Source organism: Bifidobacterium sp. LH_426, assembly GCF_056356875.1.
In genome coordinates this window covers 115,893-140,253 of the sequence record NZ_JBKEVB010000006.1, presented here as the reverse complement: position 1 = coordinate 140,253, position 24,361 = coordinate 115,893, and the positions used below count along the sequence as shown (strand labels likewise).

The window sequence follows — 24,361 nt, the reverse complement described above, 5'->3', positions numbered from 1 at the left end:
GCCCCGCCCCGTGGATGCACGCTACAATGGAGTGTGTTTTCCCCGAGGCAAGGCGGCTCATGGCATCGATAGACAACATCCGCGATCTGGAGTTCTTCCAGCTCGTCGCCGAACTCGGCAGCTTCACCGATGCGGCCGCGGCCGCCCGCGTCTCCCAGCCCACCGTCTCCCAGGCGGTCAAACGGCTGGAACGGCGGCTCGGCGCGACGCTCATCGAACGACGCCGCTTCGGCGCCGGGGGAGAGGCGACGCTCACCCCGGCCGGCCTCGCCCTCATCCGCCACACCGCCGCGATCCTCGACGAGATCAACCGCCTGCCCGACGAGATCGCGCGCGCCGGACGGTCGGACCTCGCGGCGGGCGACGACCAGACCGTCTCCTACTCCGTGGGCCTGCCGCCAATCATCTCCGCCTACCTGCTGGGCGACGAGACCATCGACGCCCTGGCACACACCCTGTCCGGCGAACTCGACGGCGAGGTCACCGTGCAATCCGTCGGATCGCGCCGGCTCCTCGACGCCATCGAACGGCATACGGTCGATTTCGGCGCGGTCGCCGCCGTCGAATCATCGCCGTCGTTCGGCGTCGCGCGCACGTTCCGGATCGCGTCGTTCCCGTTCGGTCTCGCCTACGCGAAAGCCGGCGCGGCCGCGACGGCGCTCGCCGGCAGGATGACGTTCGACCTGTCCGACGGGAAGGCGATGCGAGGCATGCGGTTCGTCACCCTGTCCGACGATTTCGTGCATTCGAAGGCGGCGGGCGCGTTCATCCGCTCCCGCATCGACCCCACGGACATCATCGAGGTCGCCGACGTCGGCACGATGAAGTCGGTCATCGCGTCCGGCATCGCCGTCGGACTGATGGCGTCCGTCGCGGTGGAAGGCGACGGACGCATCGCGTTCATGCCGGTGACGGGCGCGACGCTGCCCACCTTCGACGTCTACGTGTTCGACGACACCTCCTCGCATCCCGACGCGCGCCGCCGCCGGGACGGGGCGGACGCCTTCCTCGACGTCATCGGGCGGCGGCTGGCGGGCTGATCCTCCGGGCCCGCCGGCCGTTCCCGATCCGGCACGGAACGTACCGGATGGCCGCCGGAACGGGCCCACGAACCATGGCAACGCTACCATGGGAGTCGTGCCGCGGATCGGCGGCGAAGCGGACGGAAGGCGAGGAACACGCATGGTGGATACGCGGGAGACGATGGACAACGTGGCGCGCAAGGACGCGGGACTGCCGTACCACTACGACGACCCGGCCATCATGGACGGACAGCTCGCATGGCAGGACAAGCTGTGGGAGTACAACCAGACCAAACCCACCGAACAGGACCGCCGCGCCGAACTGCTCAAAGACATGTGCGCCGAGGTCGGCGAAGGCGCGCACATCGAGACTCCATTGCACGCGAACAACGGATGCCGACGCGTGCACCTCGGCAGGGGCATCTACATCAACGCGTTCATGAGCATGGTCGACGACGCGGAGATATGGATCGGCGACTACGCGATGTTCGGACCGTCCGTCACCATCGCCACCGCGGGACACCCGATCCTGCCGATTCTGCGCGAACACCACTACACGTACGCGCTGCCGGTGCATATCGGACGCAACGTGTGGGTCGGCTCCAACGTGAGCATCCTGCCGGGCGTCACCATCGGCGAGAACAGCGCGATCGGCGCCGGCTCGGTCGTCACGCATGACATCCCCGCGAACGTGGTCGCCGTGGGCGTGCCATGCAAGGTGGTGCGCCCGATCGGCGAACACGACCGCGAATACTACTGGCACGACCGTCGCCTCGACGTGACCGAGTGAGGAGAGGACGATGAACGAGCTCGACAAATGCATGGCGGGGGAGATCTACGACTGCCACGATCCGATATTCCTCGACTACAAGAACACCGCGCGACGGCTGCTCGCCGAATACAACCGGCTGCCCTACGACGCGAAGGAACGCAAACGCGAGATCCTCGAATCGCTGTTCGGCTCGATCGGCGCGAACGTGTCCGTCGGCCTGCCGTTCATCTGCGACTACGGGCGCAACATCCGCATCGGCGACAACGTGTCCGTCAACATGAACTGCACGTTCGTCGACTGCAACACGATCGACATCGGATCGGACACGCTCATCGCGTCGAACGTGCAGCTGTACACGGCCACGCATCCGGTGGAGCTCGCGGACCGGCTCGCGGAAGGCTGGAAGCCAGGCGACGCGCACTACCGGTGGAACACGTACGCCAGGCCGATCCGCATCGGGCGCGGCTGCTGGCTGGGAGGCGGCGTCATCGTGCTGCCGGGCGTCACCATCGGCGACGGCACGGTGATCGGCGCCGGATCGGTCGTCACGCGCGACATCCCCGCGAACGTGGTCGCCGTCGGCAACCCGTGCCGTGTGCTGCGGCCGATCAACGGGAACGGGGCCGATCGGGCCGATCCGCATCGGAGCGCAGTCTGACGAGACGACGGGCCAACGATTCGATGACGAACACGGCGGGCAGCTGGCTGGTCGCGTTGTAGCCGCCGTTGACGCGCTCCGGCGCGAGACCGGCGGCGAACGACCAGTCGCACATCCCCGCCAGCGTGCTGCCGGGCGTGTTCGTCAACGCGAGGAGCCTCGCGCCGCGCGAGGCGAAGCCCTCCGCCGTCTCCAGCAGCTTCGGCGTCTCGCCGCTCTCCGACACGGCGACGACCGCCATGCCCGGTCGGGCGAACGTCCCGGACGGATAGAACGCGTCCGTCAACCCGATGGCGAACAGGCCGAGATTCGCGAACAGGCGCGCGCCGTAGTCGGCGATCGTGCCCGACGACCCCTCGCCGATGAAGACGATCGGGTCGGCCTTCTCCAGCAGCGACGTCGCCTCGCCGAGCATCGCCTCGAACGCGGGGGAGTCGGCGCGGGAGAAGAACAACGACAACTCGCCCAGATCGGCCTGCGGGACGGGACCCTGCTCCGGACGTTCGGCGGCGTCGCGCGCGGCCCGTCTGAACGCGTCGAACCCATCGAATCCCATCCGCGCGTACCAGCGCATCACCGTGGACGGCGAGACATAGGTGGCGGCGGCCAGCTCGCGCACGGACATGTACGCCGCGGCCTCCGGATGCGCGGAGACGAACCGGCAGATCGCGAGCTCGGTGCGGTTGCAGCGTTCCAGCTGCTCGAAGGTGAACATGGTTACGTACTGTAGCGCGCATGGCGTGCGACCGATCCGCCGCACGCCCGCGCAAGGTGAACGGAAGGTGACGCGCGGGGGACGGCTTGTGCGGCGTGCGTCGGAGAAATGGTCTATAGTCGGATAGGTCACGTTAGTGGCCACCTTGTCCGTTTCACACACGAAAGGTGAGCCGTGTCAACTGAACAGGAACCGGCGGAGACGCCGATGCTCGGCAAGAGCGTCATCTCGCTCGACGATCTCTCCATCCCCCAGATCACCGATCTGCTGCACAAGGCGCAGTACATCGACGCGCATCGCAGGGAGGTGGCGCACACCTGCGACGGCAGGGTGCTGGCCACGCTCTTCTACGAGCCCTCCACCCGCACGCGTCTGAGCTTCGAGACCGCGATGCTGCGTCTCGGCGGCAAGGTGATCGGCTTCGCCGGCGCGCAGCTCGCCTCCGTCTCCAAGGGCGAATCCATCGCCGACACCCTGAAGACCGTGTCTAACTACGTCGACGTGGTCGCGATCCGCCATCCGAAGGAAGGCGCGGCGCTCGTCGCCTCCCGCGCCGCCTCCGTGCCCGTCATCAACGCGGGCGACGGCGGCCACATGCACCCCACGCAGACGCTCGCCGACCTCGCCACGCTCCAGTCGCGCTTCGGCCGCGTCACCGACCTGACCGTCGGCCTGTGCGGCGACCTCATGTTCGGCCGCACCGTGCACTCGCTCATCGAGACGCTGTGCCGCTTCGGCAACGTTCGCTTCGTGCTCATCAGCCCCGACGAGCTCAAGACCCCGCAGTACGTGCTCGACCGCATCGACGCCACCCCGTCCTGCTCCTACGTGGAGGTCAAGGACCTGGTCTCCGTGATCGGCGACCTCGACGTGCTGTACATGACCCGCGTGCAGCAGGAGCGCTTCTTCAACGAGGACGACTACCTGCGTCTTCGCGACACGTACATCCTCGACGAGGACAAGCTCGCCCACGCCAAGAAGGACATGGCCGTGCTGCATCCGCTGCCGCGCATCAACGAGATCGCCGTCGAGGTCGACGACGACCCGCGCGCCGCCTACTTCGAGCAGGTGAAGAACGGCATGCTCATGCGCATGGCGCTCGAGAGCACGGTGATGGGCGACGAGCTGCCCGGCTACGAACCGTTCGAGAACAAGGAGGTCCAGGCCTGATGGAGGTCACCAGCATCCAAAACGGCATCATCATCGACCACGTGCCCGCCGGCACCGCGCTGAAGGTGCTCGACTACCTGAAGATTAACCCGGCGAAGACCAAGCTCGCCCTCATCATGAACACCGACAGCCACCTGTATGGCCGCAAGGACATCATCAAGATCGAGGACGAGGACGGCAAGAAGGGTCCGTCCATCGACCTCGACGTGCTCGGCCTCGTCGCGCGCACCGCGACCGTCGGCATCGTGCGCGGCGGCAGGATCGTCGAGAAGAAGACGCCCACGCTGCCCGAACACGTGGTGAACATCCTCACCTGCCGCAACCCGCGCTGCGTGACCACCACCGAACGCGGCATCGACCAGATGTTCCACCTGACGCACTCCGAGCGCCAGGAGTACCGCTGCGACTACTGCGACGAGGAAGCGAAACTGTAAGGAGCCGATATGCCGACGCTGCGCAACATCAAGGTGTGGAACACCGACGAGATCATCGACGTGAAGGTGCCGCTCGCCGCGGGATCCGTCCTGGAAGGGGAGCGCTCCGGCGCGGCCGGGTTCGAGCGACTCGAGATCGACGCCACCGGGCTCACGCTCGCGCCCGGATTCGCCGACCCGCACGTGCACTTCCGCGACCCCGGCCAGACCTACAAGGAGTCGATGGTCACCGGTTGCGCCGCGTCGGCCTCCGGCGGATACACCGACGTCCTCATCATGCCGAACACCGTGCCCGCGATGGACGGCGAGACGATTGTCGGCCGGGACGCCCCCGGCGCCGACGAGGTGCTGTCCTCCGGCAGGAACGACGTCATCGACTTCCTGCAGCACTACTCGGCGGACCATGGCGTGACGCTGCCCGTGCGCTATGACCTGTGCGTGTGCGCCTCCAAGGGCCGCGCCGGCCGCGAGGCCACCGAATTCGAACATTGGCGCCGCCACATGCCGGGCGTCGGCGACGAGACCAAGGACGCCGACCAGCTCGCGCATCCGGTCACCGCGATCAGCGACGACGGCTCGGCTGTCACCCCGGAGACGCTTGATGCGGTGTTCGCGCTCGCCAAGGAGTCCGGCCTGCCGCTCATCGAGCACTGCGAGCACCACGACACGGGCGCGGTGAACGAGGGTCCCGTCTCGCGCAAGCTCGGCGTGCCCGGCATCCCCGAGGACACCGAGCTCAGAATCGTCTCGCGCGACATCGCCAAGGCGCGCGAGACCGGCGTGCACGTGCACTTCCAGCACGTGAGCACCGCCGGCAGCTTCGAGGCGATCCGCGCCGCCAAGGCCGAGGGTCTGCCGGTCACCTGCGAGACCGCGCCCCACTACCTCTCCCTGAGCGACGAGGCGCTGCTCACGTACGGCACGCTCGCCAAGATGAACCCGCCGCTGCGCTCGGAGGAGGACCGCAAGGCCACGTGCGAGGCCGTCGCCGACGGCACCGTCGACCTGCTCGCCACCGACCATGCGCCGCACACCATGGCGGAGAAGGGGCTCGGCTTCCTCGACGCCCCCAACGGCATCATCGGCCTCGAATGCGCGTACGGCGTGTGCCACAAGACCCTCGTCGACGGCGGATACATCTCCGACGAACGCCTCATCGAACTGATGAGCGTCGAACCGATGCGTCTCATGGGCCATGAGGCCACCGACGTGACCGCGCTGCTCGACCGCGAGACCGACGCCTCGCGCGAACCGGACGCCAGGCGCGTGCTCGACTTGGGCGCGGTGAAGGACACGACCGGCATCGGCCTCGTCGTGCTCGACACGTCCCAGGACTGGACCGTCGACCCGGAGGCCTTCCACTCCAAGGCGCGCAACACCCCGTTCGGCGGATGGAAGGTGACCGGACGTCCGCTCGCCACCATCATCGGCGGCGAGATGGTGTTCAGCCGACTGTGACGGGCTTTCCGACAACCACCCCCAGTCACTGCGTGACGGCCCCCGCCAGCGGGGGCCGGGGTGAACGATAAGGACTTCAACGAAAGGAAACGCATGGACCGCTTGATCGACGCCATCGAGGCGACGCAGAACCCGAGCGTCGTCGGACTCGACCCCACCGAGGCGCTCGTGCCGCCGCAGGTGGTCGCGGGACTCGCCGAGGAGGTCAGGGATTCGGTGGACGACCCCGCCGAAGCGCCGGCCGTACAGCTCGCCAGCGCCTTCTACGAGTTCAACCGCACCATCATCGACGCCGTCGCCGGCATCGTCCCCGCCGTCAAGCCGCAGATCGCCATGTACGAGGCGCTCGGCCCCGCCGGCGTCGACGTGTACACGATGACCTGCGACTACGCGGCCAGCCGCGGCCTGTACGTGCTCGCCGACGCCAAGCGCGGCGACATCGGCTCCACGGCCGCCGCCTACGCGCACATGCTCACCGGCGTGGACGGCTTCGACCCATGGAAGGTCGACGCCGTCACCGTCAACCCGTACCTCGGCACCGACGGCATCACCCCGTTCGTCGACGCCGCCAAGGAAAGCGACAAGGACCTGTTCGTGCTCGTGCGCACCTCCAACCCCTCGTCCAGCGAGCTGCAGATGCTTGACCTCGCCGACGGATCGAAGGTGTACGAGCGTGTCGCCGACCTCGTCGAAGGCTGGGGCGCCGACTCGATCGGCACGCACGGCTACTCGCGCGTCGGCGCGGTCGTCGGCGCCACCCACCCCGAGGAGGGCAAGGCGCTGCGCAAGCGCATGCCGCACACGTTCTTCCTCGTGCCCGGCTACGGCGCCCAGGGCGGCACCGCCGCCGACGTGCGCGGCATGTTCGACGCGGACGGCTCCGGCGCCATCGTCAACTCGTCGCGCGGCATCATCGGCGCATGGAAGAAGGACGGACGCTACAACCCGTCCATGTCCGCCGACGACGCGCTCGCGCTCGTCGACGAGACGGCGCGCGACGCGGCCATCCGCATGCGCGACGACCTGCGCGCCGTGCTGTAGCCCCCGGATCCGCAACACCGAAACAGACCGACCACCGACCAACGTAAGGAGCACCATGAGCGCCACCTTCACTCCGACCTATGACGTGGTGAACGAGGCCGTCGCCGCGGGATTCTTCCCGCCGCGCCATCCCGTCGACGTCACCGACGTCACCGAACCCGCGCCGGGCGTCGTCCGGCTGACCTTCCGCGACCCGTACATCGCCGAGCACGCACGCCCCGCGCAGTTCGTGAACATCTTCACCGACGACCCGATGATGCCGATGCCGCGCCCGTTCGGCGTGAGCGAGACGCATGACGACGAGGTGAGCGTCATCTTCGCCGTCGTCGGCAAGGGCACCGCCGGATTCGCACAGCTCAAGGCCGGCGACACGATCCAGGTGCTCGGCCCCCTGGGACGCCCGTTCCATACGAAGACGGCCGCCCACTACGTGCTCGTCGCCGGCGGCCTCGGCGTGCCACCGCTCATCTACACGGCGCAGCGTCTCGCCGACGACCCAGCGACGCGCACCACCGCCGTGTTCGGCTACCGCAACGAGCATTTCGCCGACAAGTTCGTCGAGCCGTACGCCGATACCACCGTGAGCATCGACGAGTCGGAAGGCAACGTCATCACCCTGCTCGACCGGCTCGAAGCCGACGGCGGACTCACCGTCGACGGACTCGACACGGTGATCCTGTCTTGCGGACCGCTGCCGATGATGAAGGCCGTCGCCGCATGGGCCGCGGAACGCGACCTCGCCTGCCAGTTGAGCATGGAGCAGCGCATGGGCTGCGGCTACGGCACCTGCGTGCTGTGCACCGTGGACACCGTGGACGGACGACTCAAGGTGTGCGCCGACGGACCGGTGTTCACCCGCGAACAGCTCGGATGGGGGAAGTGAACATGACCGACGCGAAGCACACGGACCACATCAACCTGTATGAGGCCCACGAGTGGAAGCACTCCACCCAAGTGGCGGGCGTCACCTGGAAGAACCCGGTCGGCACCGCCTCCGGCACCTTCCAGTACGCGGCCGTGCGTTGGTTCTACGACGTGAGCCAGCTGGGAGCCGTTTCCACCAAGGGCTGCTCGCCCGTACCGTGGGAGGGCAACCCGTCGCCGCGCACCGCCGAGGGCCCCGCCTCCAACATCAACGCGGTCGGCCTGCAGAACCCGGGCGTCGACCATTATCTCGAGGACGACCTGCCCAAGCTCAAGAAGGCGGGCGCCACCGTCGTGGCCAACGTGGCCGGACATTGCGACGACGACTATGCGGCCGTCGTCGCCAAGCTCGCCGACTCCGACGCCGACATGCTCGAGATCAACGTGAGCTGCCCGAACGTGACGCACGGCGGCATGAGCGTCGGCACCGATCCGGTCGCGCTCGCCAAGCTCATGGACCGTCTGCGCCCGATGACCGACAAGCCGATGATTATCAAGCTCACGCCGAACGTGACCGACATCACCGTGCCGGCGCGCGCCGCCGTCGAACACGGCGCCGACGCGCTGAGCATGATCAACACGCTGCTCGGCATGCGCATCGACATCCGCACCGGCGAGCCGATTATCGCGAACACGACCGGCGGCGTGTCCGGTCCGGCCGTGCTGCCGATGGGCCTGGTCGCCGTCTACCGCACGCGCACCGTGCTGCCTGACATCCCGATCATCGGCATCGGCGGCATCGACTCCGGCGAGAAGGCGCTCGAATACCTGTATGCGGGCGCGAACGCCGTCGAGGTGGGCGCGGCCGCCCTGTTCGACCCGGTCGCGCCGCTGCGCGTGGCCCGCGAGCTCGACGACCTGCTCGACGACCGTCCCGAACTCGCCGCCAAGCTCGCCGCCGGCGAGACCTGGCGCTGAGCGGCATTGGCCGATTCCGCAACGAAGGAAGGAAAAGACATGACCGACAACGCATCGCTCGACATCCGATTCACGCAGTTCCTGCTTGAATCCAAGGCGCTCAAGTTCGGCGACTTCACGCTGAAGTCCGGACGCAAGTCCCCGTACTTCATCAACGCGGGCGCGTTCGACGACGGCCGCAAGATCGCCACGCTCGGCGCGTTCTACGCCGAGAAGATCGCCGCCGAAATCGAGGCCGGCAACCTGCCGAAGGACATCGACACCGTGTTCGGACCGGCGTACAAGGGCATCCCGCTGGGCGTGTCCACCGCGATCGCCCTCACCTCCGCCCACGGCATGGAGGTCGGCTACACGTTCGACCGCAAGGAGAAGAAGGACCACGGCGACGGCGGCATGATGGTCGGCACCCAGCTGAAGGACGGCATGAAGGTGCTGCTCGTCGACGACGTGATGACCGCCGGCACCGCCGTGCGCGAGGTCATCCCGAAGCTCAAGGCCGAGGCGGACGTCGAGGTCGTGGGCCTCGTGCTGTCCGTCGACCGCATGGAGAAGACCAAGGACTCCGACCTGTCCGCGGTGAAGGCCGTCGAGACCGAGTTCGGCTTCCCGGTGTTCGCCATCGCGAACGTGCGCGAGATCTTCGAGGCGGGACGTTCGATCCTCACCGATTCCGGCGAGCCGTATGTGACCGACGCCATCAAGGCCGCGGCCGACGCGTATCTCGAACAGTACGGCGCGTGACGTTCGGGATATCGAATCGGTGAGGCTCCTGCCGCCCGTGACACCGGGCGGCAGGAGCCTCATTCGTTGCGCGAGACACCCCCTCAGTCCGCTTCGCGGACAGCTCCCCCTCAAGGGGGAGCTGGGAGATGAACGGTCGGAGGGTGAACGGTCACCAGGTGCCGATGGGGGCGGCGGTGGCGTCGAGGACCTGGAGAAGATCGGTGGGGGAGACGCCGACGGAGAAGCCGCGCTTGCCTCCCGAGACGAGGATCGTGTCGAATTGCAGGGCGCTTTCGTCGAGCACCGTCTTGTGATGCGTCTTCTGGCCGAGCGGGGAGATGCCGCCGACGACGTAGCCGGATTCGCGCATCGCGACCTTCGGGTCGGCCATCGCGGCCTTCTTCGCGCCCACCGCGGCGGCGAGGGCCTTGAGATCCATGTGGCCGGACACCGGCACGACGCCCACGACGCGTTCCGAACCAGTGTCCGCCATCAGCGTCTTGAACACCTGATGCTCGTCGAATCCGAGCTTCTTGGCGGCCTCCACGCCGTAGCCGTCGTCCATGTGGTCGTTCGAATGTTCGTATTCGTAGGGCGTGAACGCGACGCCCGCCTTCTCCAGCTGCACGGTGGCCGGCGTGGAACCGGCGCCTTTCTCATGCTTCTTTTTCTTCGCCATGGCTCCCATGATACGAAGAAACCCCCGCCGGAAGGGCGGGGGTTCCATTCACCTCATATCAGCGGTGAAGCGATGCGGACGAATCCGCGTGGGCTCACTCGGAGATCTCGGCGAAGTACAGCAGGGTACGAATCATGTTGGAGGTGAAGCCGTACTCGTTGTCGTAGAAGGAGACCGTGCGGGCCAGGGTCACGCCGTCGATGGTGTTGACGTCGGTCTGGGTCGGGTCGAAGACGCCACCGTGGGTGTCGCCGAGGATGTCGGAGGAGACGATGCCCTCATCATTGTAGCCGTAATAGTCCGTGTCGGAGAAGGCGGCCTTGAAGGCGGCGTTGATCTCGTCGGCGGTGGTCTCGGTGTTGAGGACGGTGGTCAGCTCGGTGACGGAGCCGTCCGGGACCTGCACGCGCTGGGCGTGGCCCTGCAGCTTGCCGTTGACGGACGGGACGACCTTGCCGATGGCCTTGGCGGCACCGGTGGAGTGGGCAATCGTGTTGATGCCGGCGGCGCGCAGGTTGCGGCCGGACTTGGTGCCACGCGGGCCGTCCAGCAGCATCTGGGTGCCGGTGTAGGCGTGGATGGTGGTCATGAAGCCGGCCTTGATGCCGAACTTCTCGTCCAGCAGCTTGACCATGGCGGCCATGGAGTTGGTGGTGCAGGAGCCGGCGGACACGATGTTGTCGGAGGCCTTGAGGATGTCGTGGTTCACGCCGAACACGACGGTCGGGGTGACGTCGTCCTTGGCCGGGGCGGAGATCAGGACCTTCTTGGCGCCGGCGTTCAGGTGGGCCTGGGACTTCTCGGCGGAGGTGTAGAAGCCGGTGCACTCGAGCACGAACTCGACGCCGTCGTTCTTGACCCACGGAATGTTGTTGGCGTCCTTCTCGGCGTAGACCTTGTATTCCTTGCCGTCGACGACGATGGAGTCCTCGGTGGCCTTCACGTCGACCGGCGTGCCGTCGTCGTGACGGAAGGTGCCGTGGGTGGAATCGTACTTCAGCAGGTAGGCCAGCGTGGCCGGAGTGGTCAGATCGTTGATGGCGGCAACTTCGATGTCGCCGGCCTGACCGCCGCGAGCCTGGAGCTCGAAGATGCGACGGAAGGCGAGACGACCGATGCGACCGAAGCCGTTGATACCAATCTTAACTGTCATGTAATTCTCCCTTGTAGGGTGACGCCGGCACGCTGGGCACGCCGGAGCCATTGTTTACCAACATCGACCACTCTAGTGCGTCGTCTGTACGAAACGCAACGTCTTCCATCGTGTTTCAGCCGAAAATCCCGAAAATTCCGTGAGCGTTCACATGAGGGGCGTCAGGGCGTCCGGGCATCGGCGGCGGGAGCGTGGCGAAAGCGCGACGCAGGCGTCGTCAGCCCCGCAGCAGCGGCGAGACGCGCGTGTCCAGCGTACCCAAGTCGCCGCCGAACGCGTGCCGCCGTGCCACGCGCGGCATCGGCGCCTCGGCGGGGAACGTGACGACGAGCGTGCCCTCGCGCACGCCGACCGAGGCGGGGACTCCCGGACGGAACTCGTTGCTCACGCCCTGCACCGCGTCGGACGTGAGCGTGCCGTCGAGCATCTCGTATTTGAGTCCCGGTTCATTCACGCCCCGCGAGACGTCGGAATGTGAGAACACCGACACCATGTGCCCGGCCGCCACGTCGTTCGCCGGGAAGTCGAGACGCGCGTCGCAGATCGCCGTCACGATCGTGCCGTCGCCGTGCAGGAAGCCGATGCCGCCGTGATGCGCGACGAGCGCCATCAGCCGGATCGCGGAGAGCGTGTGGTCGATGCGGCCGCCCAGCGCGCCGTACACGTGGAACGTGCGGCAGCCGCGCGACCACGCCACCTTCAACGCGCTCAGCAGATCCGGATCGTCCTTGAGCGGCGGCAGCGCGATCGTGTCCGCGCCCGCGGCGGGACGCGCTCCCTCAAGCGAATCGAAGTCGCCGACCACCACGTCCGGGCTCACGCCCGCCGCGCGTGCATGGTCGAGCCCGCCGTCCGCCGCGACGACGAACGCGCCGCCCGGCACGACGATCGGCCGATAGTCAGGCGAGGCGTAATATTCGCCCGCCGCGAACACGACGCATACGCGTCCCTCGATATCCGCACACATACCGGTCCAGTGTACGCGAGGCGCGTTAGTGTTCGTCCCATGGCAGTGAAAACAGCGGCGAGCGAGCGGCCGATTCTCAAGTCCAAAACGTTCCTGTACGTCACCGAATTCTTCTCCGGCATGGCCGTGATGGCCGCCGAGCTCGGCGCGTCGCGCCTGCTCGCACCCTACTTCTCCAGCTCGCAGATCGTATGGACCATCATCATCGGCACCATCATGATCGCGCTCGCCCTGGGCGCCGTGTTCGGCGGCAAGTGGGCCGACCGCGATCCGGACCCGGACAAGCTGTACCTGCGTATCATGGCCGCCGCCGTGTGGATCGCGCTCATCCCGCTCGTCGGCAAATACGTGGTCCTCCTCGTCTCCGGACTGCTCATCGTGACCGTCTCCACGAACTTCCTCGTCATCGCCGCGTTCGCCAGCTGCATGGTCGTCTTCGTGCCGCCGCTGTTCCTCCTCGGCACCGTCACCGCCGGGCTCAACAAGTTCGCCACCGATTCGCTCGACGACAACGCGTCCGTCGTCGGCCGGCTGTCCGCATGCAACACGATCGGCTCGATCCTCGGCACGTTCCTGCCCACGTTCGTCACCATCCCCGCCGTCGGCACGTTCGTCACGTTCCTCGTCTTCTCCGGGCTCCTGCTCGCCATCCCGATCGTCTACTTCGTCTCGATGCGGGCGAGACGCGTCGCCTGCGCCGTCTCGGCCGCCGTGTTCGCCGTCTCCGCCGTGCTCTCGCCGATGAGCGGGTTCGCGTTCTGGGAGAACTCCTCGACGCTCGCCTACGAGGGCGAATCCATCTACAACTACCTGCAGGTGAAGAACCTCTCCGACCGGACCATCCTGTCCACCAAGGTGCTGTTCGGCGTTCAGTCCGTCACGATGAAGGACCGGGGGCTCACCGGCATGTACTACGACACCGCCCTTGCCGCGCCCGCGCTCGCCGACCACGCGCGATCCGCGCTCGTCCTCGGCATGGGCACCGGCACCTACGCGCGGCAACTGAGGCGCTACTACCCGAAGATGACGGTGCAGGGCGTCGAGATCGACGCGAAGATCACGCGTCTGGCCGGCGAATACTTCGACGAGCCGGACGACGTGCCCGTCGCCACCTACGACGGACGCGCGTGGCTCGCCGCGTCCCGGGAGCGATACGACGTGATCATGGTCGACGCGTACCAGGACATCACCATCCCGTTCCAGATGAGCTCCGACGAGTTCTTCACGATGGTCAGGAACCATCTCAACCCCGGCGGCGTGATGGTCGTCAACATGAACATGGTCTCCGACGGACGCGGCTCCATCAACGAGGCGCTCCAGACCACCATCGCCAATGTGTTCGACGGCGCGTGCCGCAGCGGCACGACCTACACGGCCGACGTGCCCGGCACCACCAACCGCGAACTGTTCGCCAAGGCGCCCACCGCCGCCGAGCTCAAACGCTACGACGGATGCAGCGACTCATGGCGGCGCACCGGCGGCATCGCCACCGTCCCCGAACCGGTCGGCAGCGGCATGCGCGACGACGTGAAGGCGACGGCGCTCCGTGCCGCGGCGTGGGAGCGCACGCACGACGGCGCGCTCGCCGCGTACATGAGCGAGGTCGCCTCGCGCATGACGCCGGTGCGCGACCCCGTCGACCGGCTCCGGCGACCGGTCGCTGATTCTCACCGACGACCACGCGCCCGTCGAACTGCTCGGCATGCGGGCGATCGACAACATCATCGCCGAACAGGCGGGGCCGTACCGCGACATCCTGAAGAGGGAAGGCGTCGGCGGACTGCTGCGCGAGATGCGGTGAGGCGTCCCCGTCCGCCCGCGACACGCAGGGCGGCGATGTCCGGGGGTGTGGTAGACTCTCCACTTGGCTTGAGAAATCAAGAAAGCGGGGCAACCCCACCTGGAAGCCTTTCACGGCCTCGGGTCCACGGCAATGGCCGGCGCATCCTCGGGTGATGCGCGAGCGACGTCAGGAACGTCCGATGTGATGCAGCGCGTGTACAGCGCCTGTCTCGGCATGCCATGGAATCGAGACGGTATGAGGTCTTACGGATGGGCTCCGCAACGGAAATCAGAGGATTGGAGTCATCATCAGCGACGAACCACGCATTAACGACGAGATTCGCGTCTCGCAGGTGCGCCTGATCGGCCCGAACGGCGAACAGGTGGGAGTCATCGCGACCTCGGTCGCCCTCAACCTGGCGAAGGAAGCGAACCTCGATCTCGTCGAGGTGGCGCCTAACGCGAAGCCTCCGGTCGCCAAGCTCATCGATTACGGCAAGTTCAAGTACAACGAGAAGATCAAGGCCCGCGAGGCCCGCCGCAATCAGAACACGGCCGAGATCAAGGAGATCCGCTTCCGCCTCAAGATCGACGACCACGACTTCGACGTGAAGAAGGGCCATGTGGTCCGCTTCCTCAACGGCGGAGACAAGGTCAAGGTCACCATCATGCTGCGCGGCCGCGAGCAGTCCCGCCCGATCGGCGGCGTGGAACTGCTGCAGCGTCTCGCCGCCGAGGTGGAGGAGTACGGCACCGTCGAGTCCAAGCCCAAGCAGGAGGGCCGCAACATCATCATGACGCTTGCGCCCAAGGGCAAGAAGGTGCACACCCAGTCCGAGCAGCGACGCCGCGGCGCCGAATCCCGCGCCGAGCGCCAGGCCCGACAGGCCGCGCGTCTCGCCGCCAAGCAGGAGGCGCAGGCGCAGGCCGCCGCGGAGGCGAAGGCCTCGGTCTCCGCCACGACTTCCAAGAAGCACACCAACAAGGAGGGCAGCAATGCCGAAGATGAAAACTAATTCCGCCGCTTCCAAGCGCGTCCGCCGCACCGGCACCGGCAAGCTGATGGCGGCCGGCAGCGCCATGCGCCACAACCTCGAGCACAAGTCCGCCCGCCAGCGCCGCGCGCTGAAGGCCGACGAGGTTCTGCCCACGCCGCAGACCAAGAAGCTCAACCGCCTTCTGGGCGCCCGCTGAGCCTGACCAGAGACAAGACCTGCAAACTTCAGAAAGCTGAGGAAATAGAAATATGGCACGTGTCAAGCGCGCAGTGAACGCCCACAAGAAGCGTCGCGTCGTTCTCGAGAGGGCCTCCGGCTACCGCGGCCAGCGCTCCCGTCTGTACCGCAAGGCCAAGGAGCAGCTGCTCCACTCCTTCAACTACAACTTCCGCGACCGCAAGGCCCGCAAGGGTGACTTCCGCAAGCTGTGGATCCAGCGCATCAATGCCGCCGTCCGCGCCGAGGGCATTACCTACAACCGCTTCATCCAGGGCCTGCACCTCGCCGGCATCGAGCTGGATCGTCGCGCCCTCGCCGAGCTCGCCGTCTCCGACGCCGATGCCTTCAAGGCCATCGTCGAGGCCGCCAAGGCCGCCCTTCCGGAGGACGTGAACGCCCCGAAGGCCGCCTGATTCCGCTGACGCGAATCCTGATCGAAGACCCCGCACGCGCGGGGTCTTCGTGTTTGTGACGGGATGCCGCACGGCATCGCCGATATGATCGGACGATACGGGGGTACGGGAGGAGCATCGTGACCGACGGAAACGACGGATTCGGAAGGCTGCTGGAGCAGTTCTCCGCGCATATCGACGTGGAACGCGGGCTCGCGAAGGCGACGGTCGCCGCATACTCGTCGGACCTTGCGCGCTACGTCGCGTTCCTGCGCTCGCGCGGCGTGACGGACCTGCGCGGCGTCACGCGGTACGACGTGGAGGACTTCGTCGCCGCATTGGACGCGGACGGCGAATCCGCGCGTTCGAAGGCGCGCCGTCTCGCCGCCGTGCACGAGCTCCACCGGTTCGCGCTCGGCCGGCATGAGGTCGGCGAGGACGTCTCCGCGGACGTGAAGGCGCCGAAGGGGACCTCCACGCTGCCGGACGTGCTCACCGTGGACGAGGTGGCGCGTCTGCTCGACGCGGTGCCGACCGCCGGCGACGACCCGGTCATGCTGCGCGACAAGGCGCTGCTCGAATTCATGTACGCGACCGGATGCCGCGTCTCCGAAGCGGTGGGCCTGAACCTCGACGACATCGACCTGGCGGACCAGCATGTGGCACGTCTCATGGGCAAAGGCTCCAAGCAGCGGCTCGTGCCGGTCGGCGGCTACGCGTGCACGGCGATGACGCGCTACCTCGACCTCGGCCGGCCCGCGTTGGAGGCGCGCGACCGTTCCGGCAGGCCCGAGAGACGGGCCGTGTTCCTCAACAAACGGGGGAGGCGTCTGTCGCGCCAATCCGTGTGGGAGGTCGTCAAGGCGTCCGGGGAGCGCGCGCACATCACGCGTCCGCTGCACCCGCACACGCTGCGCCACTCGTTCGCCACGCATCTCATCCAGGGCGGCGCGGACGTGCGCACCGTGCAGGAGCTGCTCGGCCACGCCTCCGTCACCACCACGCAGATCTACACCCACGTGAGTCCGGAGAACCTCATCGAGACGTATCTGACCGCGCATCCCCGCGCGCGATGAGCCGGATTGGCGCACCAATGATGATAAGGTAAACCATATGCCTACCGATATGCTTGGACGCGAGTATGAGACCTTTCCCGCCCCCGGACCGTTGCGGCAGCACGGCCCGGCGAGGGTCATCGCCATGTGCAACCAGAAGGGCGGCGTAGGCAAGACCACCAGCTCCATCTCCATCGCCGGCGCGCTGAGCCAGTACGGGCGCAAATGCCTCATCGTCGACTTCGACCCGCAGGGCGCCGCCACCGTGGGCCTCGGCATCAACGCGAACACCGTCGAGAAGACCATCTACAACGCGCTGTTCGACTTCCGCATGGACGTGCACGAGGTGGTGCGCCATACCGCCTTCGAGAACCTCGACATCATCCCGGCGAACATCGACCTGTCCGCCGCCGAGGTGCAGCTCGTCACCGAGGTGGGGCGCGAGCAGATCCTCGCCCAGGTGCTGAAGCCCCTGCGCGACGAATACGACGTGATCATCATCGACTGCCAGCCGTCGCTCGGCCTGCTCACCGTGAACGCGCTGACCGCCGCGGACGGCGTCATCATCCCGGTGGCCGCCGAGTTCTTCGCGCTGCGCGGCGTCGCCCTGCTCATGCAGTCCATCGAGAAGGTGCAGAGCCGCATCAACCCCTCGCTCAAGGTGTACGGCGTGCTCATCACGATGTTCACGCGCACCCTCCACTGCGAGGAGGTCATGCAGCGCATCTACGAGGCGTTCCAGGACAAGGTGTTCCACACCGTCATCTCCCGCTCCATCAAACTGCCCGACTCGACCGTGGCGGCCGCGCCGATCACGATCTTCGCGCCGCAGCACAAGACCAGCAAGGAGTATCGCGAGGTCGCCCGCGAACTCGTCGCCAACGGGGTCATCGCCTGAATGGACGATATGCGCACCACCGCGGCGGCGTCGGATCCGGCCGCGGCGGGGGAGCCGGCCGCGTCGTCGTCGCCCGCCGGTTTCACCGTGAACCTCGACGTGTACTCCGGCCCGTTCGACGTGCTGCTCGGCATGGTCGCCAACCGTCGGCTCGAACTGACCGAGGTGTCCCTCTCCGCGATCACCGAGGAGTTCCTCGCCTACGTGCGCGGGCTCGACTTCGCCGCGAACATGGACGAGGCGAGCTCGTTCCTCGACGTCGCGTCGATCCTCGTCGAGGCGAAGAGCGCGGCGCTGCTGCCCGCCGACCTGTCCGGCGAACGCGACGAGCTCGGCATGGAGGCGCTGCGCGAACGCGACCTGCTGTTCGCGAGGCTCCTGCAGTACCGGGCGTTCAAACAGGCGGCCGGCGAGTTCCGCGCACGCATCGCCGCGAACAGGGGGCGTTTCCCGCATCCCGGCGAACTCGACGAATCGATCACGGCCATGTTGCCGGAGCTCGTGTGGACGATTGGCGCCGACGACCTCGCGTCGATCGCCGCGCGCGTGTTCGCCGACGTGCCGGCGACGACGGTGAGCACCCGCCAGCTGCACGTGCCGCTGGTCGACCTCGAGACGCAGGCCGCGCTGGTGCGCGACAGGCTGCGCGCATTGGGCGAGGACGGGTCGATGACCTTCGCCGAGCTCGCCGCCGACGCGGACGGGCGCGCGGAGGTCGTGGGACGTTTTCTCGCCGTTCTCATGTTCTTCAAACAGGGTTCCGTGCAGTTCCGTCAGGCCGGACCATATGAGGCGCTTCATCTGAGATGGATGCCGGACCAGCCCTCGTTCGCGGACGAGGGTACGGACGGCGCCGTGGTGCTCAAGGACGTGGATGCCGTATCAATCGACGAAAGGGATTTCGCATGAACGTGGAGGAGTTTCCAGGCGGATTGAAGGCGTGCCTGGAGGCGATGCTCATGGTCGCCGACGAGCCGTTGACGCCGGCCGATGCGGCGCGCGTGCTCGGCGTGGACGAGGAGACGGTGAACGACGCGTTGGAACGTCTGCGAGACGCCTACGAAGTGGCGGAACGGGGGTTCGAACTGCGCCGCACCGCACGAGGATGGCGGTTCGCGAGCCGCGCCGTGTACGAGCCGGTCGTCTCCGCGTTCGTGACCGACGGCCAGACCGCGCGCCTCGGTCAGGCCGCGTTGGAGGCGCTCGCCGTGATCGCCTACCGGCAGCCGGTCACGCGTGCGCAGATCTCCGCGATTCGCGGCGTCAACTCGGATGGTGTGATTCGCTCGCTCATCGTGCGCGGACTGGTACGCAGCCAGGGGGTCGATGCCGAATCCCGGGCCACGTTGCTCGTCACCACCGACCTGTTCCTCGAGAAGATGGGGTTCGATTCGCTCGACGACCTGCCCGAGCTCGCCCCGTTCCTGCCTGATTCGGTCGGCGAGGTCACCGCCGACGCCAGCGGCATCCACCTGTAGCACTACTTATAGTCGGTTTGACTATAAGTAGTGCTATGCTGATGCACCGTCAACGAAAACCATAATCGGACGGAAGTGGACGATGGGCATCGGCAATGTCTCCGAACGACGGCTCGCGCCGCCGCAGGTCGGCGTATCCGTCGTGATCCTGGCCCTGGGCGAGGATTCGACGGGGCGCAGTCGCCTGTGGCTGCCGCTCGTGCGACGCGTGCGTCAGCCGTTCCTCGGAGCATGGGCGTTGCCCGGCGGCGGTCTGACCGCCAACCGGTCACTCGAACAGTCGGCATACGCCGCGCTCGAATCGACCACCACGCTGCACCCGCGGTATCTGGAACAGCTGTACACGTTCGGCGACCTCGGCCGATCCCATGGGGGATTGCCGATGGTGTCCATTGTCTACTGGGCGCTCGTCGGCACCGCGGAGGCGAAGGACTTCGTCGAAGCCGACAACGTCCGCTGGTTCCCCGAGAACGACCTGCCCGAGCTCGCCTTCGACCACAAGGCGATCATCGATTACGCGCTATGGCGGTTGCGCACCAGGATCGCCTACCCGGATGTGGCCGCGCGCCTCGTCGGCGAGACGTTCACGCTCAGCCAACTGCACGACGTCGTCGAGGCCGTTACCGGAGAACCGGTCGACCTCGCCAACTTCCGCCGCCGCATCCTCGCCTCCGGCGAGCTCGAAGACACCGGCGTCAAGCAACGCGTCGGCAATCACCGGCCAGCCGCCGTCTACCGGTACGTGGCCGCCGCCTCCACGTCATGGAATCCGTATGACTGGCTGAAGGCCGACGAAGGCCGCACGGACGGTGAACACCCGGACACGACCGGTACGATCCCCGGACCTGATCCGCCGCCCGCCTCCGTGGATGACGATCCGATGTCCGCGCTCGCGCGTTGAGACGGATTCCGCCCTCCTTCTTTTCCGCAATCATCACCTCCGCTTTCGAACCCCGACGCAAACCGCGCGCCCGGGGAGGCGAAGCATACCCAAAAAAGGAACGAACATGACCGCAACATTCACCGCGCCCTCCGTCGACGAGATCATCGCGCGTCTCGGCGCGCAAAGCACCTGCGACGCGGGACTCACCCTCGACCCGTGGCACTTCGACACCACCCGCCCCAGCTACGGCCCCGGCGCCTCCATGCTTGACCGCCTGCCGAAGAACGCGCCTCGCCAACAGGTGCTGCCCGATGAGTACCGCAACGCCTCCGACGAGGAGCTCCAGCAGCGCATCCGCGACGCGAAGCGCCGCCTCGGCTCCAAGCTGCTCATCCTTGGCCACTTCTACCAGCGCGACGAGATCATCGAGCACGCCGACTTCGTCGGCGACTCCTTCCAACTCGCCAAAAACGCGACCGAACGCCCCGACGCCGACCACATCGTGTTCTGCGGCGTGCACTTCATGGCCGAGACCGCCGACATCCTCTCCACGCCCGAACAGACAGTGACCCTGCCGAACCTGTCCGCCGGATGCTCGATGGCCGACATGGCCAACATCGACCAGGTCGAGGAGGCGTGGGAGCAGCTCGGCGAGATCTGCGGCACCAAGCCGGACGTCGACGGCCTGCAGCCGATCGTCCCCGTCACCTACATGAACTCGTCCGCCGCCCTGAAAGCGTTCTGCGGCCGTCACGGCGGCATCGTATGCACCTCGTCCAACGCGCACGCCGTGCTCGAATGGGCGTTCGCCCGCGGCCGCCGCGTCCTGTTCTTCCCCGACCAGCATCTCGGACGCAACACGGCGCGCGCCATGGGCGTCCCGCTGAGCGAGATGCCCCTGTGGGACCCGTTCAAGGCGCAGGGCGGCGCGGCCGACCCCGCCGACTACGCGAACGCGAGGATGATCCTGTGGAAGGGCTTCTGCTCCGTGCACCAGCGTTTCACCGTCGAGCAGATCGAACGCGCCCGTAAAGCGTACCCGGGCGTCAAGGTCATCGTGCATCCCGAATGCTCGATGCAGGTCGTCGACGCCGCCGACGGCACCGGCTCCACCGCGTACATCGTCAAGGAGATCGAGAACGCGCCCGCCGGCTCCGCCATCGCCGTCGGCACCGAGATCAACCTCGTCAACCGCCTCGCCGCCCAGCACCCCGACAAGACCGTGTTCTGCCTCGACCCGGTCGTCTGCCCCTGCTCCACCATGTATCGCATCCACCCCGCCTACCTCGCATGGGCCCTGGAGAACCTCGAGAAGGGCAACGTCGTCAACCGCATCACCGTGGACGAAGGCACCGCCCGCGAGGCCAAGGTCGCGCTCGAACGCATGCTGCGCGTCCACCTGTGAACGACACGCAAGAATCAAGGCAACCGCAATGAACGACACCGACATCATCGTCATCGGCGCGGGCGTGGCCGGACTGTCCGCCGCGCTCGCCGTGGCGGGCGAAGACCATGACGTGACGCTCGTCACCAAGACCGAACTCGTCGAATCGAACACCTACCACGCCCAGGGCGGTATCGCCGCGGCCATCTTCGCCGACGACGACCCGAAACTGCACGCCGCCGACACCATCGCAGCCGGACACGGCTTGTGCGACCCGAAGGCCGTCGACATCCTCACGCGCGAAGGCGCCGACCGCGTACGCGAATTCGCCGCAGCCGGCGTGCGCTTCGACCGCGACGCGCACGGCCGCATGCTGCGCGGGCTCGAGGCCGCGCACTCGCGCGCCCGCGTCGTGCACGCCGGGGGAGACGCCACCGGACGCATCCTCGAACTCGACGTGTCCGCCATGGTGCGTGCGAACCCGCGCATCCACATCGTCGAACACGCGTTCCTCAAAGACCTCGTCGTGCGTGACGGCCGCATCGCCGGCGTCCGACTGCTCGAGGACGGGCGGGACGTCACCCTGCCCTCCGGTCGAGTGATTCTCGCCACCGGCGGCGCGGGACGCATGTACCCGTACACCACGAACCCGATCGTCGCCACCGCCGACGGACTCGCCGCCGCATGGCGCGCGGGAGCACAGGTCGCCGACCTCGAGTTCTACCAGTTCCATCCCACGGCGATGGCCGTCGGCGAGCATTTCCTCGTCTCCGAAGCCGTGCGCGGCGAAGGCGCCATCCTGCTCGACGAACACGGGCGCCGCTACATGAAGGACGTGGACCCACGCGCCGAACTCGCGCCGCGCGACGTCGTCGCCCGCGAGAACTTCCGCGTCATGCAGGCCCAGGGCGGCAGGCCCGTCATGCTCGACGTCTCCCCGATGCGCGCCGAACACCCCGACCTCGCCGCGTTCCTCGCCAAACGCTTCCCGACCATCGACGCGTACACGCGCTCGCTCGGCTACGACTGGAGCAAGGAGCCCATCCCCGTCGCTCCGGCCGCGCACTACTACATGGGCGGCATCCGCACCGACCTCGACGCGCGCGCCTCCATCCCCGGACTCTACGCGGCCGGCGAATGCGCGCGCACCGGCGTCATGGGCTCGAACCGACTCGCCTCCAACTCGCTGCTCGAAGGACTCGTCTACGGCCGCCGCGCCGGACTCGCCGCCGTGCACGACACGGACGACGCGACGTGGGACCCGCAGCCGCTGCTCGACTCCGCGACCGGCGAGGTCTTCGACGAGCCGCCGGTCGCGCTCGCCGCGCCCGCCGCCGGCCCCGACATCGACACCGACGACCGCGCGGACGCCGGGGACGCATGGGACCGCACGCGCATCCAGAACACGATGTGGCATGGCGTCGGCGTGCTGCGCGACGCCAGCGGACTCACGCACGCCGTCGACGAGCTCGGCGCCGGACTCGCCGCGGCGGACGCGCACGCGGCGACGGCCCCGACCGCCGGCGATGCCGACGTGACCGCGCTCGAGAACCGCGACATGCTCACCGTCGGATACGTGGCCGCGACCGCCGCACTCGCCCGCACCGAATCGCGCGGCGCGCACGCCCGCACCGACTTCCCCGAACCCCGCGACGAGTGGGCGCACTCCGTCGCCTACGTCAGGCGATAAGCCGATAAGCGATAAGGAGCCTCATGCTCACGCAACAGACCATCCACGCCGCCGTCGAAGCGGCGCTCGCCGAGGACGCACCCTATGGTGACGTGACCTGCGAGACCACCATCCCCGCCGACGAGACCGGTGCCGCCCGGCTCGTCGCACGCGAGGAGGGCGTGATGAGCGGCATCGACGTGTTCGCCGCCGCCTTCACCACGCTCGACCCGACCGTGACCGTCGAACCCGCCATCCGCGACGGCGAGAGCTTTAAGGCCGGGCAGGCGCTCGCCGTCGTCTCCGGCTCCGTGCGCAGCCTCCTGACCGCGGAACGCGTCGCCTTGAACTTCACGCAGCGCATGAGCGGCATCGCCACGATGACCGCTTCATTCGTCGCCGCCGTGGACGCGATCTACGAGGATGGATACATGGGATCCGGCGGGACGGACGCCGGGGTGACCCGTCCACGCCGCTACGCGCGCACGCGCATCGTCGACACACGCAAGACCACGCCCGGACTGCGACCGTTCGAGAAACACGCGGTCGTCTGCGGCGGTGGGCACAACCATCGCTACGGTCTGTCCGACGCGGTCATGCTCAAGGACAACCATCTCGCCGCGCTCGCCGCCCGCGGCATCGACCTCGCCGGCGCGATCCGTCACGTGCGCGAACAGGTGGGGCACACCACGCACATCGAGGTGGAGGTCGACCGGCCCGACCAGATTCCCGCCGTGCTGGACGGCGGTGCCGACACCATCATGCTCGACAACTTCACGCTCGACGACACGCGCCGCGGCGTCGAGGCGATCGACGGGCGCGCCATCGTCGAGGCGAGCGGCAACATGACGCTCGAACGCGTCGCCGCCGTCGCCGCCACCGGCGTGGACGTGATCTCCGTCGGCGCGCTCACCCACTCCGTGCGTTCCATCGACCTCGGACTGGACTGGCTGCGATGAACGGGACGGA

The 24,361-nt window shown here is 67.5% G+C and carries 26 protein-coding genes; 22 read left to right on the top strand and 4 right to left on the bottom strand.

Translation table 11 applies throughout. From position 1 onward, the window contains the following. Positions 1–59: 59 nt before the first annotated feature. The 3 genes from AC1AYD_RS07740 (at position 60) to AC1AYD_RS07730 (ending at position 2,452) form a co-directional block, all read left to right on the top strand. The gene (locus tag AC1AYD_RS07740; RefSeq protein ID WP_476502317.1) at positions 60–1,040 is read left to right on the top strand and encodes a LysR family transcriptional regulator; all 981 of its coding nucleotides are present in this window, start codon (positions 60–62) and stop codon (positions 1,038–1,040) included. Between the two features lie 142 nt (positions 1,041–1,182). After that, on the top strand, positions 1,183–1,812 hold the full coding sequence (locus tag AC1AYD_RS07735; RefSeq protein ID WP_476502318.1) for a sugar O-acetyltransferase: 630 nt from the start codon (positions 1,183–1,185) through the stop codon (positions 1,810–1,812). 10 nt (positions 1,813–1,822) lie between these two features. Beyond that, a complete protein-coding gene (locus AC1AYD_RS07730) occupies positions 1,823–2,452 on the top strand; it encodes a sugar O-acetyltransferase (protein ID WP_476502319.1) in 630 nt (209 codons plus the stop codon). Here AC1AYD_RS07730 and AC1AYD_RS07725 read toward each other — a convergent pair. Next, complete coding sequence (locus AC1AYD_RS07725) at positions 2,403–3,167, bottom strand: MurR/RpiR family transcriptional regulator (protein ID WP_476502320.1); 765 nt, start codon at positions 3,165–3,167, stop codon at positions 2,403–2,405. The two genes, AC1AYD_RS07730 and AC1AYD_RS07725, sit on opposite strands and share 50 nt — an antisense overlap. Positions 3,168–3,374: 207 nt before the next feature. Between AC1AYD_RS07725 and pyrB the strand changes: the two genes are divergently transcribed. The 7 genes from pyrB to pyrE all read left to right on the top strand — a co-directional run bounded on the left by pyrB (position 3,375) and on the right by pyrE (position 9,853). Further along, complete coding sequence (gene pyrB / locus AC1AYD_RS07720; RefSeq protein ID WP_476502416.1) at positions 3,375–4,337, top strand: aspartate carbamoyltransferase; 963 nt, start codon at positions 3,375–3,377, stop codon at positions 4,335–4,337. Continuing rightward, a complete protein-coding gene (locus AC1AYD_RS07715; RefSeq protein WP_476502321.1) occupies positions 4,337–4,771 on the top strand; it encodes an aspartate carbamoyltransferase regulatory subunit in 435 nt (144 codons plus the stop codon). The genes pyrB and AC1AYD_RS07715 overlap by 1 nt, the downstream gene beginning before the upstream one ends. 9 nt (positions 4,772–4,780) lie before the next feature. Then, on the top strand, positions 4,781–6,229 hold the full coding sequence (locus AC1AYD_RS07710) for a dihydroorotase (RefSeq protein WP_476502322.1): 1,449 nt from the start codon (positions 4,781–4,783) through the stop codon (positions 6,227–6,229). Positions 6,230–6,322: 93 nt separating this feature from the next. After that, on the top strand, positions 6,323–7,270 hold the full coding sequence (pyrF, locus tag AC1AYD_RS07705) for an orotidine-5'-phosphate decarboxylase (RefSeq protein WP_476502323.1): 948 nt from the start codon (positions 6,323–6,325) through the stop codon (positions 7,268–7,270). A 55-nt stretch (positions 7,271–7,325) separates the two neighbouring features. Beyond that, a complete protein-coding gene (locus AC1AYD_RS07700) occupies positions 7,326–8,153 on the top strand; it encodes a dihydroorotate dehydrogenase electron transfer subunit (RefSeq protein WP_476544924.1) in 828 nt (275 codons plus the stop codon). Next, a complete protein-coding gene (locus AC1AYD_RS07695; protein WP_476502325.1) occupies positions 8,141–9,112 on the top strand; it encodes a dihydroorotate dehydrogenase in 972 nt (323 codons plus the stop codon). The genes AC1AYD_RS07700 and AC1AYD_RS07695 overlap by 13 nt, the downstream gene beginning before the upstream one ends. Positions 9,113–9,151: 39 nt before the next feature. Then, positions 9,152–9,853, top strand: a complete 702-nt coding sequence (pyrE, locus tag AC1AYD_RS07690) for an orotate phosphoribosyltransferase (protein ID WP_476502326.1) — start codon at positions 9,152–9,154, stop codon at positions 9,851–9,853. A gap of 151 nt (positions 9,854–10,004) precedes the next feature. On the opposite strand, the gene ybaK is transcribed toward pyrE, so the two are convergent. The 3 genes from ybaK to AC1AYD_RS07675 all read right to left on the bottom strand — a co-directional run bounded on the left by ybaK (position 10,005) and on the right by AC1AYD_RS07675 (position 12,634). After that, the gene (gene ybaK, locus AC1AYD_RS07685) at positions 10,005–10,514 is read right to left on the bottom strand and encodes a Cys-tRNA(Pro) deacylase (protein WP_476502327.1); all 510 of its coding nucleotides are present in this window, start codon (positions 10,512–10,514) and stop codon (positions 10,005–10,007) included. A gap of 94 nt (positions 10,515–10,608) precedes the next feature. Then, positions 10,609–11,667 carry a type I glyceraldehyde-3-phosphate dehydrogenase gene (gene gap, locus AC1AYD_RS07680; protein WP_034526007.1) on the bottom strand — a complete coding sequence of 353 codons (1,059 nt, stop codon included), beginning with the start codon at positions 11,665–11,667 and terminating at the stop codon, positions 10,609–10,611. 217 nt (positions 11,668–11,884) lie between these two features. After that, entirely contained in the window at positions 11,885–12,634 is a 750-nt protein-coding gene (locus tag AC1AYD_RS07675) for a thiamine diphosphokinase (protein ID WP_034526011.1), read from the bottom strand. Positions 12,635–12,673: 39 nt separating this feature from the next. Between AC1AYD_RS07675 and AC1AYD_RS07670 the strand changes: the two genes are divergently transcribed. The 12 genes from AC1AYD_RS07670 to AC1AYD_RS07615 all read left to right on the top strand — a co-directional run bounded on the left by AC1AYD_RS07670 (position 12,674) and on the right by AC1AYD_RS07615 (position 24,351). Continuing rightward, positions 12,674–14,590, top strand: coding sequence for a spermidine synthase (locus tag AC1AYD_RS07670; protein WP_476544922.1), 1,917 nt, complete (start codon positions 12,674–12,676; stop codon positions 14,588–14,590). A gap of 122 nt (positions 14,591–14,712) precedes the next feature. Beyond that, entirely contained in the window at positions 14,713–15,432 is a 720-nt protein-coding gene (gene infC / locus AC1AYD_RS07665; protein WP_034526013.1) for a translation initiation factor IF-3, read from the top strand. Continuing rightward, entirely contained in the window at positions 15,413–15,610 is a 198-nt protein-coding gene (gene rpmI, locus AC1AYD_RS07660; protein ID WP_034526016.1) for a 50S ribosomal protein L35, read from the top strand. The genes infC and rpmI overlap by 20 nt, the downstream gene beginning before the upstream one ends. A 52-nt stretch (positions 15,611–15,662) precedes the next feature. Beyond that, positions 15,663–16,046 carry a 50S ribosomal protein L20 gene (rplT, locus tag AC1AYD_RS07655; RefSeq protein WP_034526019.1) on the top strand — a complete coding sequence of 128 codons (384 nt, stop codon included), beginning with the start codon at positions 15,663–15,665 and terminating at the stop codon, positions 16,044–16,046. Between the two features lie 119 nt (positions 16,047–16,165). Beyond that, positions 16,166–17,101 (top strand): site-specific tyrosine recombinase XerD, encoded by a 936-nt coding sequence (gene xerD / locus AC1AYD_RS07650; protein WP_476544920.1) that lies wholly within the window; start codon positions 16,166–16,168, stop codon positions 17,099–17,101. Between the two features lie 37 nt (positions 17,102–17,138). Then, entirely contained in the window at positions 17,139–17,978 is an 840-nt protein-coding gene (locus tag AC1AYD_RS07645) for a ParA family protein (RefSeq protein WP_476502333.1), read from the top strand. A gap of 9 nt (positions 17,979–17,987) precedes the next feature. Further along, positions 17,988–18,887, top strand: coding sequence for a segregation and condensation protein A (locus tag AC1AYD_RS07640; RefSeq protein WP_476544919.1), 900 nt, complete (start codon positions 17,988–17,990; stop codon positions 18,885–18,887). Beyond that, complete coding sequence (scpB, locus tag AC1AYD_RS07635) at positions 18,884–19,456, top strand: SMC-Scp complex subunit ScpB (RefSeq protein WP_101622699.1); 573 nt, start codon at positions 18,884–18,886, stop codon at positions 19,454–19,456. The genes AC1AYD_RS07640 and scpB overlap by 4 nt, the downstream gene beginning before the upstream one ends. An 82-nt stretch (positions 19,457–19,538) precedes the next feature. Next, positions 19,539–20,357 (top strand): NUDIX hydrolase, encoded by an 819-nt coding sequence (locus AC1AYD_RS07630; RefSeq protein WP_165784922.1) that lies wholly within the window; start codon positions 19,539–19,541, stop codon positions 20,355–20,357. 106 nt (positions 20,358–20,463) lie between these two features. Further along, complete coding sequence (gene nadA / locus AC1AYD_RS07625) at positions 20,464–21,744, top strand: quinolinate synthase NadA (RefSeq protein ID WP_476544918.1); 1,281 nt, start codon at positions 20,464–20,466, stop codon at positions 21,742–21,744. 28 nt (positions 21,745–21,772) lie between these two features. After that, positions 21,773–23,413 carry an L-aspartate oxidase gene (gene nadB, locus AC1AYD_RS07620; protein WP_476544916.1) on the top strand — a complete coding sequence of 547 codons (1,641 nt, stop codon included), beginning with the start codon at positions 21,773–21,775 and terminating at the stop codon, positions 23,411–23,413. Between the two features lie 23 nt (positions 23,414–23,436). Next, entirely contained in the window at positions 23,437–24,351 is a 915-nt protein-coding gene (locus AC1AYD_RS07615) for a nicotinate-nucleotide diphosphorylase (protein ID WP_101622702.1), read from the top strand. Positions 24,352–24,361: the final 10 nt, after the last annotated feature.